13 protein-coding genes are annotated in these 11,597 nt (G+C 59.9%); 5 read left to right on the top strand and 8 right to left on the bottom strand.

The annotated features are described in order from the left end of the window. Positions 1-7 precede the first annotated feature (7 nt). Entirely contained in the window at positions 8-1,063 is a 1,056-nt protein-coding gene (locus tag AC193Q_RS13955; RefSeq protein WP_131671131.1) for an ABC transporter ATP-binding protein, read from the top strand. Between the two features lie 151 nt (positions 1,064-1,214). On the opposite strand, the gene AC193Q_RS13950 is transcribed toward AC193Q_RS13955, so the two are convergent. Next, on the bottom strand, positions 1,215-2,144 hold the full coding sequence (locus AC193Q_RS13950) for an AraC family transcriptional regulator (RefSeq protein ID WP_047296122.1): 930 nt from the start codon (positions 2,142-2,144) through the stop codon (positions 1,215-1,217). Here AC193Q_RS13950 and AC193Q_RS13945 point away from each other — a divergent pair. The 3 genes from AC193Q_RS13945 (at position 2,135) to AC193Q_RS13935 (ending at position 3,213) form a co-directional block, all read left to right on the top strand. Further along, positions 2,135-2,413 carry a hypothetical protein gene (locus AC193Q_RS13945; RefSeq protein ID WP_483878541.1) on the top strand — a complete coding sequence of 93 codons (279 nt, stop codon included), beginning with the start codon at positions 2,135-2,137 and terminating at the stop codon, positions 2,411-2,413. The two genes, AC193Q_RS13950 and AC193Q_RS13945, sit on opposite strands and share 10 nt — an antisense overlap. A 160-nt stretch (positions 2,414-2,573) precedes the next feature. Then, positions 2,574-2,927: an antibiotic biosynthesis monooxygenase family protein gene (locus AC193Q_RS13940; protein WP_095668439.1), complete on the top strand. Its 354-nt coding sequence runs from the start codon at positions 2,574-2,576 to the stop codon at positions 2,925-2,927. 43 nt (positions 2,928-2,970) lie between these two features. Next, positions 2,971-3,213 carry a hypothetical protein gene (locus tag AC193Q_RS13935; protein ID WP_047296118.1) on the top strand — a complete coding sequence of 81 codons (243 nt, stop codon included), beginning with the start codon at positions 2,971-2,973 and terminating at the stop codon, positions 3,211-3,213. Positions 3,214-3,219: 6 nt separating this feature from the next. On the opposite strand, the gene AC193Q_RS13930 is transcribed toward AC193Q_RS13935, so the two are convergent. Together AC193Q_RS13930 and AC193Q_RS13925 are read right to left on the bottom strand one after the other, a co-directional pair. Next, positions 3,220-3,849: a flavin reductase family protein gene (locus AC193Q_RS13930; protein WP_047296117.1), complete on the bottom strand. Its 630-nt coding sequence runs from the start codon at positions 3,847-3,849 to the stop codon at positions 3,220-3,222. Positions 3,850-4,102: 253 nt separating this feature from the next. Continuing rightward, entirely contained in the window at positions 4,103-4,378 is a 276-nt protein-coding gene (locus AC193Q_RS13925; protein WP_086791830.1) for a hypothetical protein, read from the bottom strand. 342 nt (positions 4,379-4,720) lie between these two features. On the opposite strand from AC193Q_RS13925, the gene AC193Q_RS13920 reads away from it, so the two are divergent. Beyond that, positions 4,721-5,476: a COG4705 family protein gene (locus tag AC193Q_RS13920; protein WP_121186917.1), complete on the top strand. Its 756-nt coding sequence runs from the start codon at positions 4,721-4,723 to the stop codon at positions 5,474-5,476. A 73-nt stretch (positions 5,477-5,549) separates the two neighbouring features. Here the strand turns inward: AC193Q_RS13920 and AC193Q_RS13915 are convergent, their stop codons facing one another. From AC193Q_RS13915 to AC193Q_RS13895, 5 genes are all read right to left on the bottom strand, one after another. Continuing rightward, the gene (locus tag AC193Q_RS13915; RefSeq protein ID WP_121186915.1) at positions 5,550-6,359 is read right to left on the bottom strand and encodes an IS3 family transposase; all 810 of its coding nucleotides are present in this window, start codon (positions 6,357-6,359) and stop codon (positions 5,550-5,552) included. 20 nt (positions 6,360-6,379) lie between these two features. Then, positions 6,380-6,676 carry a transposase gene (locus AC193Q_RS13910; RefSeq protein ID WP_446927387.1) on the bottom strand — a complete coding sequence of 99 codons (297 nt, stop codon included), beginning with the start codon at positions 6,674-6,676 and terminating at the stop codon, positions 6,380-6,382. 133 nt (positions 6,677-6,809) lie between these two features. Continuing rightward, positions 6,810-8,129, bottom strand: a complete 1,320-nt coding sequence (locus tag AC193Q_RS13905; RefSeq protein WP_047296114.1) for an MFS transporter — start codon at positions 8,127-8,129, stop codon at positions 6,810-6,812. 322 nt (positions 8,130-8,451) lie between these two features. Then, entirely contained in the window at positions 8,452-9,783 is a 1,332-nt protein-coding gene (locus AC193Q_RS13900; protein WP_047296112.1) for a sigma-54-dependent transcriptional regulator, read from the bottom strand. After that, entirely contained in the window at positions 9,783-11,543 is a 1,761-nt protein-coding gene (locus AC193Q_RS13895; RefSeq protein ID WP_121186911.1) for an ATP-binding protein, read from the bottom strand. Before AC193Q_RS13895 ends, AC193Q_RS13900 begins: the two co-directional genes overlap by 1 nt. Positions 11,544-11,597 lie beyond the last annotated feature (54 nt).

The raw sequence follows: 11,597 nt of genomic DNA, 5'->3' as shown, positions 1-11,597 counted from the left end.
GTGCAACATGACTGGTCTGATTCTGGAAAACGTCGAGAAATTCTACGGCTCGGCTTGCGCGGTACAGGACGTCAACCTGCATTTGCCGGAAGGCAAACTGGTGTGTTTTCTCGGCCCGTCGGGCTGTGGCAAAACCACCTTGTTGCGGATGATCGCCGGGCTGGAAACCCTCACCGGCGGCGAGATTCGCCTCGATGGCGAGGACATCGGTCGCACCCCGGCGCACTTGCGCAACTTCGGCATGGTGTTCCAGTCGCTGGCGCTGTTTCCGCACATGACCGTTGGCGAGAACATCGCCTACCCGCTGAAACTGCGCGGCGTGAGCAAGGCCGAGCAGCAGACGCGGGTAGTGGAGTTGCTGGAGCTGATCCAGTTGCAAGCGATGATCGACCGGCCGGTGGCGAAGCTCTCCGGCGGGCAACGACAGCGGGTGGCGATTGCCCGGGCCATCGCCTCGCGGCCGAAAATCCTCCTGCTCGACGAACCGCTGTCGGCGCTGGACGCCAAGTTGCGCGAGTCGATGCAGGTGGAAATCCGCCAGTTGCAGCAGCGTTTGAACATCACCACGATCATGGTCACCCATGATCAGCGCGAAGCCATGACCATGGCCGACATCGTCGTGGTGCTCGGCGAGCACAAGGTGCAGCAGGTGGGCACGCCGATCGAAATCTATCGGCACCCGGCCAACGAGTTCGTCGCTGACTTCATCGGTTCGGGCAACATCTTCCCGGCCACGGCGCTGGGCGACGGCAAAGTCAGCCTGCCGGGCGGTGATGCGCTGCAAGTGCCGATCTGCAGCAGCATCGAGGCGGGGCAGAAGGTAAAGATGCTGATTCGTCCGGAAGACCTGCAACTGTCCGCGCCACAGGCGACGGCGGGCAATCGCTTGCTCGGGAAGGTGACGTTCGTGAGGGATATCGGGGCGACCATCGAGACCACGGTGGAGTGTTCCGGGGTGACGTTTACCGCATTGAGCACGCCGTGTCAGGGGATCGGTTTGGGAATCGGGCATCCGGTGTCGGTGACGTTGCCGAGCGAGGCGTGTCGGGTACTCGGTGCCTGATTCTGGATTGAGGTTGTCTTGACTGGCCCCATCGCTGGCAAGCCAGCTCCCACAGGTTTTTCGGGTGTGTACACATTCTGTGTTCAGCACAAAACTCTGTGGGAGCTGGCTTGCCAGCGATGGCGTCAGTCGATACAACACAACACCTTGATCAGACCGACTGCCGCAACCGCGCCAGATCCCTTAACGGCGGCGCACCAAACAAGCGGCTGTACTCACGGCTGAATTGCGACGGGCTTTCATACCCCACGCGGTAGCCTGCCGCCGACGCTTCCAGCCCTTCGGCCAGCATCAGGCGCCGCGCCTCTTGCAGGCGCAGTTGCTTTTGATATTGCAGCGGACTCATCGCGGTCATCGCCTTGAAACGGTGATGCAGGGTCGAGACGCTGAGGTTCACTTCTTTCGCCAGATCATCGATGCGCAGCGGCTGTTCGAAGTTGCCGTTGAGCCATTTGATCGCCTGACTGATGCGATGGCTCTGACTGTTGGCAATCGCAATCTCATACAAACGGTGGCCCTGCGGACTGCGCAGCAGGCGATAGAGAATCTCCCGGCGAATCAGTGGCGCGAGCATGGCGATGTCTTTCGGCGCATCCAGCAGTCGCGCCAGACGCAACACCGCGTCGAGCATCGCGCTGTCGATCTTCTCCACATACAGGCCGCGCCCGGTCGGCCGGGTCGGCACGCCCATGGGGCCGGCGTCGGCGATCAATGCCGTGATTTCCGCCGGGTCGATGTCCAGGCGCACGGCGAGGATCGGCTCCTCCGGCGAGACATTTACTACCCGCCCGCTGAGCGGCATCGAGACCGAGACCACCAGGTAATTCAGCGGGTCGTAATTGAAGAACTCATCGGCCAGCCGTACCTCTTTGCGACCCTGGGCCATGATGCACAGCGCCGGTTGCGCGAGCACCGGGGCGAAGTCATGGGATTTTGTGTGGCGCGACATGAACAGTGAGCCGATGGCGGTCTGGTAACTGCCGTCGTCCGTGGTGTTGCGGCGGATGATCGCCGCGAGTTCTGCGCGCTGTTTTTCCATGTCGGCATCGGGCGGGGACTGGAAACGATCGAATGACGTCATGCGCGGCATCCTCTGCTAAGACGGTGGAATGGGGCAGAGACTATATTTGTGCAAGCGCCAGCGGTAGACACATCCTGTCAAATGCTTGCCTGATTCTGCATCGGCTGCTTTTGCGTGCCGGCCATCGCCCGGTCATCGCCTACTTATTGCTTGCGGCGAAGACCCCTGTAGAAGCTGCCGAAGGCTGCGATCTTTTGATTTTAAAAACAAAATCAAAAGATCGCAGCCTTCGGCAGCTTCTACACAAAAGCGGTGTGACAGCGGTGTGACAGGTTTCTACCCATCGATGCAGGGCGATTGTGCAGTCTCGCAGGATTGTGCAACAGGGCGGCAGGAATCGACTAACGGCACCTTGCGCGCGGCCCTTAACCTTGGATCCTGTCGCAGCCCGTCCCCCGGCTGCCACGCGACTCCCTGGGAGGGTTGAACATGTCCAAGCAGATTCCCGTCAGTCATATGGCCTTCGTTCGAGCGCGCGCCGGACGCTCCGCCGAACTGGGTGTGCGCCTCAGTGCCTTGATCGAACCGTCACGCAACGCCCCCGGTTGCCTGAACTTCGCCTTGCAGCAGTCGCAATGCGATCCGGAGCTGTGGCTGGTCTCCGGTTTCTGGAGCCATCAACAGGCGATGACCGCGTATTTCAACAGCCCGTCGATGCAGATTTTTGCCGAGCTGGTCCAGGACCTGGTGGTCAACAGCCTGGATTTCCACACCTTCAAAGAGGTGTCAGCGGTGCAGGCGCTGGGACAATACCCGGCACCGATACACAAACTCGCCGGTTGAGGGTTTAATGTCCGGCTTATTGGTCTGAGCCAGGATGTGTGCCATGGCACGTAAAGAGTTCGAACATTTCGAAGCAGTCTCCGCAGTCGTCCCCGTCGAGTTGGGCGGCAACAAGGGTTATCACGCGGCAATCGCGGTCAAGGCCCTGGTCGATGGCGGTGCGCCACGTTTCCATAAACTGCTGGGTGATCAGGTGTTCCCCGGCGCCATCGCTGCCGATGACGCGGCGACCCAGGAGCTGGAACGTCTGCAGGGCGTCACTGATGACGCCGAGCTGATCTGGTAACTGCGCTTACTTGCCCGCCCCCGGGCGCCACATTTTGAACAGGGCTTCAGGCCCCAACTGGAAATAATCCGCCGGCCCGCCGCCGCGCAGAATCGGTTCTGCCGCGGCGGTGTCGTAGATCCCGTCCTTCAACAGCCACTTGGCGATATGCACGGCAACCACTTCGCCGAGAATCAGCCAGCTCGGCACGGTTTCGCCATCGGCGCGCTGCAACTGAATGATCTGCGTGACCTTGCATTCGAAGGACACCGGGCTTTCGGCTACCCGTGGCACTGCAATCAGCTTCGACGCCACGGGCGTCAGCCCGGCCAATTCAAACTCGTTGACCTCGGGCGCGACCATCGCGCAGCTCTGGTTCATCTGCTCGGCCAGCGGCCGGGTGGCGAGGTTCCAGGCGAATTCGCCGGTCTGCTCGATGTTGTTCAGGCTGTCTTTGCGCCCGACGCTGGAAAAACCAATGATCGGCGGAATGTAGTTGAACGCGTTGAAGAAGCTGTAAGGCGCAAGGTTCAGCCGGCCGTGGGCATCCTGCGAAGAAATCCAGCCGATAGGGCGCGGGCCGACGATGGCGTTGAACGGATCGTGGGGCAGGCCGTGGCCGTGAGCGGGTTCGTAGAAGTGGATGTCATCGGACATGGCTGGGGTTCCTCAAGAGGGCATTCTGAAAGACGCCATAGTGTAAGAGCGCACCGCGTATTTCCAGTCAAACGCTGATCCCACTGTAGGAGCTGCCGAAGGCTGCGATCTTTTGATCTTGCTCTTAAAAACAAAATCAAAAGATCGCAGCCTTCGGCAGCTCCTACAGGGGATTTTGGTGGATTTGAGAATTGTGCGGCTTCAGAAATGACTAAGCCCGGCCGAAGCCGGGCTGTGGAAGAGCTGCTGATATTCAGCTGATGGCTGCAGCAGTACCGGTTTTATCGAAGCCGTCAGCCGCGATGGCGTTGGCAGTACCGGTCTTGTCGAAGCCATCGGCAGCCACGGTTTTGCCGATGTTGGTTTTATCGAAACCGTCAGCGGCGTAAGTGCCCGAGTGGCTGGTTTCGATGGCGGCGCTGGCGCCGGAAATGAAGTCGGCCGATTTGGTTTTGTCCGAACCATCGGCAGCGAAAGTGTTGGCGGCCAATACGGACAGGGTCAGGGCGAGGATCAGTTTGGTTTTCATGTCAGTTACTCCAGATGCGTTGGCGATGTGTCTTGCTTGGATCTAATGCTACGCCAACTAAATTGATTAAAAAGCGCAAATAAATGCTAAAAACAATCGATTAACTTGATATTAAGGGCGGCGCATTCAATTCGCTTTCATCGTTAGAGCGAGCGCCGCGCAGGTCATCGATCAGGTAGGTGCAGGATGCGGGAGATGCATTAACCGCTAATTAATGGCCTCCTTCGGGCTGTGTGACAGATTTTTCATACATTCCCGACCGGTTTTTCACCGGTGCAACGCCAGTCTGCCCACGGCCAGAAAACCAAGAACCGGCCGTCTTACACTGGAGCTTTGCTTGCGATGAACAAACTGCCTCAAATCACCCTGGCGTTCTGGGTCATGAAAATCTGCGCGACGACCCTGGGGGAAACCGCGGGGGACTTGCTGTCGATGACCCTCAACGTCGGTTACGCCCTCAGCTCGCTGATCCTGATCAGCGTGTTCGTGCTGACCCTGATCACCCAGTTGATGGCCAAGACCTACAAGCCGCTGCTGTACTGGATCGTGATTCTGTCGACCAGCACCGCCGGCACCACCATGTCCGACTTCATGGACCGCACCCTTGAACTGGGCTACGCCACCGGATCGATGATCCTGATTGCGATTCTGCTGGCGATCTTCGCGGCCTGGCGCCTGAGCGGCGATTCGCTGAACGTCAGCAAGGTGCAGACCTTTCGGGGCGAGATGTTCTACTGGATGGCGATTCTGTTTTCCAACACCCTGGGGACCGCGCTCGGCGACTACCTGGCCGATGATTCGGGCCTGGGTTTTGCCGGTGGCGCGCTGCTGATCGGCTCGACCATTGCCGTGGTGGTTGCGCTCAAATACTTCACCAGGATTTCGACCGTGGTCTTGTTCTGGGTGGCGTTCGTGCTGACCCGGCCGTTCGGTGCGACCTTGGGTGACCTGATGACCAAATCCCATGAAAAGGGTGGCCTGGACTTCGGCACCATCGGCTCGTCGGCGGTGCTGGCGGGGATTCTGCTGGTGATGATTGCCGGCGCGTCGTATGCGCAGAAGCGTTATGGCAAGCCGCCGGTGGCCGAGTTGACTTGATAATCGGTTGAAGCGAAAAGATCGCAGCCTCCGGTGTAGTGGTTCAGTTTTTTTAAACCACTCCTTAGGAGCATTAGGCCGCTTGTTGCTCAAACAGCGCAGGCGGCAAGTGGTTCGAGGCAGAGTGGCAACGACGATGGTTGTAGTGATGAACAAAATCCATCACATCCTTCTCCGCTTCGAAATGGTTTCGGTAGCCGTTTTCCGGCATCCAATCGTGTTTCAACGTCCTGAAATAGCGCTCAACAACTGCGTTATCCCAGCAGTTCCCTCGACGACTCATGCTCTGAACGATCCGGTTTTCTGCCAAGCAGCCAACAAATCGATCAGCGGTGTACTGGCAGCCTTGGTCTGAGTGAAATAGCAATGCAGGCATCGGACGGCGTAGTGACACTGCTAACCTTAGCGCCCTTGCAGACAGTTCAGCATCGGCAGTTCGGGAACAGGCCCAACCCACAATTCTGCGTGAAAACAGATCCATCACCACCGCCAGATAAAGCCAGCTATTTCCGACTCGGATGTAGGTAATGTCACCGGCCCAAAGGGTGTCTGGCTGGGTCGGATTAAAACGACGATCAAGTATGTTCGGTGCAACAATCGCTGGTTTCGTAGCTCGTCGATAGTGGGCATAACACGGTCTGCGTCGGTGCAGGCCAAAGGTGTTGATCAGCGTGCGCATTCGACAGCGCCCAATAAAAATCCCCTCTTTTCTTAGCTCCCTGGAAAACCCACGAGTACCCAACGCCTCACGATGTTCTTTATGCATCGCACGAAGTTTACGCCTCAGCAAGCGCAGTTCAGGCTTCAGGCGCTTGGGTTTACGCTGGGTGTAATAGCTGCTTCGGGCAACGCCAAGCACTGAGCACATGCGCCGAATCGACATTGCACCTCGAACGCCATCAATCACTTGGTTCGACCGAACAGAACCTTTAGATGAGAGGGCAATTGCTTTTTTAGCACTTGGTTCTCGGCTTCAAGCAGTGCCAGCTTTGACTGGAGCGATTCGATCAGCTCCTGATCCTGCAATCGCGGTGGCTGCGACATGCCTTCCTGCTCTCGACGCCAGCGCGAAACCCAGCGACGCAGGGCCGTAGGACCCACACCAGTAGCTTCACAGGCTTTAGGGATGGAGTAATTCATCTCCACGACCAAGCGAATGGCTTCTGCTTTTTCCTCTGACGTAACAACCCGATATCCCATGATGCTTCCTTAAATCGACGCTCCTACATCATGGTCTAAAAAAATTCGACCACAACACACGGCAGCTCCTACATTGGAATACGGTCCCTGTAGGAGCTGCCGCAGGCTGCGATCTTTTGCTTTTAACGCCCGATCAGTCAGTCACGATCCGCGAGTGTTTCTGCGTGTCTTTCATGGTGATGTACACCAGCAACGACACTGCGATGCACGCGGTCACGTACCAGTAGTAACCGGTTTCCATGCCGATGCTCTTGAACCACAGTGCGATGTATTCGGCGGTGCCGCCGAAGATCGATACGGTCAGTGCGTACGGCAAACCGACGCCCAGCGCGCGGATTTCGGTCGGGAACAGTTCGGCTTTCACCACGGCGTTGATCGAGGTGTAGCCGCTGACAATGATCAGTGCGGCCATGATCAGGAAGAACGCGCCCCACCAGGTCTGGATGGTGTGCAGGGTCATCAGGATCGGCACGGTGAAGATCGTACCGAGCACGCCGAAAGCGATCAGGATCGGACGTCGACCGATTTTATCGGACAGGCCACCGATGATCGGTTGCAGGCACATGAACAGGAACAGCGTGGCGGCGGAAATGGTGGTCGAGTCGGAGATGCTCATGCCGACCGTGTTCACCAGGTATTTTTGCATGTAGGTGGTGTAGGTGTAGAACGCCAGCGTACCGCCCATGGTCAGGCCGACCACGGTGAGCAGCTCTTTCGGATGGCGCAGCAAGGTGCGCATGGCGCTTTCCTTGGACTTCTCTTTTTTGGTGAACGACTCGGTCTCTTCCATGCCGCGACGCAGGTACAGCGCGACGACCGCGCACAGTGCGCCGATGGCGAACGGAATACGCCAGCCCCACGCGTACAGCTGTTCGGTGGTCAGCAGGTTCTGCAGCACGATCAACACACCCAGCGCGATGAGCTGACCGGAGATCAGGGTCACGTACTGGAAGCTGGAGAAGAAACCGCGACGTTCCTTGGTCGCCATCTCCGACAGGTAGGTGGCCGAGGTGCCGTATTCGCCGCCCACCGACAGGCCCTGCAGCAGACGGGCAAACACCAGCAGGATCGGCGCGCCGATGCCGATGGTTTCGTAGTTCGGGCTGAGGGCGATCAGCAAGGAGCCGAAGCACATCAGGTAGACCGAGGCCATCAAGGCTTTCTTGCGACCGACCTTGTCGGCGTAGAGGCCCATCAGCCAGCCACCGATCGGACGCATCAGGAAGCCCACGGCGAAGATCGCGGCGGTGTTCATCAGTTGCGCGGTGGTGGAACCGGCGGGGAAGAAGGTTTTGGCAAAGTACAGCGAGAAAGCGGCGTAGACGTACCAGTCATACCACTCGACCATGTTGCCGACCGAGCCGCTGAAGATCGATTTGATCCGGCTGGCGGTGGTTCTTGCTTTGGCGGGCGCGGCAGCCGACCCAAGGGGCAGGGCGTTGGAGTTATCCATTGAAGGATCCTTCGTTTAATTGTTTTTGTGGAGCGCGTTAAAACGCAGCCTGCCGGGGCTATAGCAGGAGCTGTGCCAACGGCGAGAGGGGCGGTTTAGACGGGGTGGCGGGATTTAATGAGCGGAAATCCGCTTATGGCTGGATTGTGGTGAGCGGAAAATTGCTCATTCAGACCCGTGGATCATCGTTGGCTGTGCCGGCCCCTTCGCGAGCAGGCTCGCTCCCACAGTGGTCGGTGGTGTTCACACATTCTGTGTTCAGCACAAAACCCTGTGGGAGCGTGGCTTGCCCGCGAAGAGGCCCGATCAGACACTGCAAAACTCAGCTGCCCGAAACAAACATCTCCCGACTCAGCCCATGCCGCTGCAGCTTTTCATTGAAGGTCCGGCGCGGCAGCTGCAACTCCTCCAGCACCGCTTTCACATCGCCCTTGTGCCGGGTCAGCGCTGCGCGCAGGCACTGCGCTTCAAACGCTTCCTGCTGCGCGGCGAGGGACTGGCCGGGGTCGATGCCCTGCACCGGCTCATCCAGCCCCAGTACCTGCCGCTCGGCAACGTTGGCCAGTTCCCGCACGTTGCCCGGCCAGTCGTGGCTGAGCAGGTGACTCAATTGCGCTCCGGAGAGTGGCGCAAAGGTGCGGCCCAGACGCTGGGCGGCGCTGAAGGCGAAGGATTCGAACAGCAGCGGGATGTCTTCGCGCCGATCACGCAGCGGCGGCAGACGCAGCTCGGCGACGTTCAGACGATACGCCAGGTCTTCGCGAAAACGTCCGGCCCGGGCCTCGTCCAGCAGATCAGGTTTGGTCGCGGCAACGATGCGCAAGTCGACACGAATGCTCTGATTCGACCCGAGGCGCTCCAGCTTCTGTTCCTGCAGCACTCGCAGCAATTTCACTTGCTGGGCCATTGGCATGCTTTCGATTTCATCAAGAAACAGCGTGCCGCCGTCGGCGTATTCCAGCTTGCCGATACGCTTGCCGGAAGCCCCGGTGAACGCGCCACTTTCGTGACCGAACAATTCGGCTTCGAACAACTGCTCGGGGATCGCCGCGCAGTTCAGCGCGACGAAGGGCTTGTCGGCGCGCGGGCCGAAATCATGCAGGCAACGCGCGATCAGTTCCTTGCCGCTGCCGGTTTCGCCACGGATCAGCACGTTGACCGGCAGCGCCGCCAGATCCAGCACCTGGCGGCGCAAGGTCTGCATGCCACGGGACACGCCGAGCAGCGTCGCATCGAGGCGGGCGCGGTGGTCGGCTTGCTCGTGCAGGGCGCGGTTTTCCAGGACCAGCCGACGCTTGTCGAGTGCGCGGCGCAGGCTGCCAAGCAGGGTCTCCGGGCTGAACGGTTTTTCCAGGAAGTCGTAGGCACCGTCACGCATGGCTTCGACCGCCATCGGCACATCGCCGTGACCGGTCAGCAGAATCACCGGCAGATCGGCATCACGTTTCTGCACTTCGGCCAGCAATTGCAGGCCACTGAGCCCGGGCATGCGTACATCGCTGAGGATCACCCCGGGAAAGTGCGCCGGCAGGGCCGCGAGGCAATCTTCGGCGCGGCTGAACAGCTGCACTTCGAACCCCGAAAGACTCAGCCATTGCTCGACGGCATTGCGAATGCTGCTTTCGTCATCGACGACCATCACTGAATTGAGCATCAGAGGTGTGCCTCCAGATCGATCGGCAGGGTCAGGGCAAACACCGCACCGGCTTCGCCATTTTCCACACTCAGACGCCCGCCGGATTCGTGCACGATAGCGAAGGATACCGCCAGCCCCAACCCCAGACCGTCGCCGACCGGTTTGGTGGTGAAGAACGGGTCGAACACCTGATTCAGGTGTTCTTCGGCAATCCCGCCGCCATTGTCGATCACACTCAGGCGCCACAGCTGTTCGTCGGCCTCCAGACGGATTTCCAGACGCTTGCACGGTTTGCCTTGCATCGCATCGAGGGCGTTGCGCAGCAGGTTGATCAGCACCTGTTCGAGGCGGATCGCATCGCCGCGCACCCACGCCGGGCGCGTCAGGTGCAGCACCAGGCTGACCTGTTCATCGCGCAGACGGGCGTCGAGCAATTGCAGCGATTGATCGACCACCGTCGCCAGATCCAGGCGTTCGCGCAGGCCGCTGGGGCTCTTGCGGGCGAAGGTTTTCAGATGGCCGGTGAGCGACGCCATGCGCGTGAGCATGTCGTCCACCGGTTTGAGCGCCTTGTAGGCGTCATCGACACGGCCATGCTCGAGCAGCAGGCGCAGGGTCGCCAGTTGCATGCGTTGCGCAGTCAGCGGTTGATTGATTTCGTGGGCCAGGGCGGCGGACATTTGCCCCAGCGCCGCCAGTTTGGCCGATTGCACCAGACCGTCCTGCGCGGTGCGCAGATCGCGGGTGCGTTCCTCAACCAGTTGTTCGAGTTCTTCGCGGTTGCGCTGGCGGACTTTCGACAGACGCCAGCGCTGATTGAGAAACAGCAACAGAAACACCAGCGCCAGCCACACTCCCGCAGCGGCCAGCCCGGCGTTGCGCAAGTCCTCGAAGGCCACTTGCGGGCGGCGCAGCAGGTGCAGGGTCCAGCCTTCGGTGGTCAGCGGCAGCGATTCCCACAAGTAATCCGCCGTTCCGTCCGGGCCTTCGACCCGGCGCAAGTCGCTATTGTCGTCGAAGTGACGCAGCGACAGATGCGTCAGCGGGACCAGCGATTGTTTGTCGTACTGCCGCGTACGCTTGATCTCGGCCATGTCGCGGCTGTCCAGCGGCCTTAATGAGCGATAGCGCCAGCCGGGCTGGTTGGCGATGAAGATGATCCCGCGCGCATCGCTGACCAGTAACGTGTCACTGCCCTGGCTCCATTCGCGCTCAAGCTCGGGGAACTCCAGTTTGACCACCATCGCCCCGAGGAACTCGGCGTTGTCGCCCAACACGGCGCTGGACAGAAAATAACCGGGGATGCCGCTGGTCACGCCCACCGCATAAAAGCGCCCGCTGCCCTGAGTGCGGGTCTGGCTGAAGTACGGACGAAAACCGTAGTTGTGGCCGACGTAACTGCTTGGCAGGCGCCAGTTGCTGGCGGCCACCGCGAGGCCAGTGTGATCGAGCAGTTCGAGGGTCGAGGACTGCGCCGCGCCGTTGATCTGCTCCAGCTTCAGGTTCAGCGCGTTCTGTTGCTCAGCACCCACTGGCCCGGCCAGCGCGCCGCGCAATTGCGGATCCAGCGCCAGCACGGCGGGCAGGGCGCGGTAGCGGTCGATCAGGGTATGCAGTGAATTGGCATACAACGCCAATTGCTGGCTGGCGCGGGTAGCGTCTTCCTCCAGCGCCTGACGCTCGGCGTGGCGGATGGCGAGGGTCGCGGCGATGGCCGCACCGGCAATGATCAGCAGGGTGTACAACGACAAACGCAGGGTACGAGAAGTCGGCAGCATGCTGGACTAATGGATAAGGGGACGGGCGGGCACGATAGCATGGGGCCGGCGATC

The organism is Pseudomonas sp. F2 (assembly GCF_057174385.1).
The sequence above is the reverse complement of the archived record's forward strand: the minus strand, read 5'-3'. Positions and strand labels throughout refer to the sequence as shown.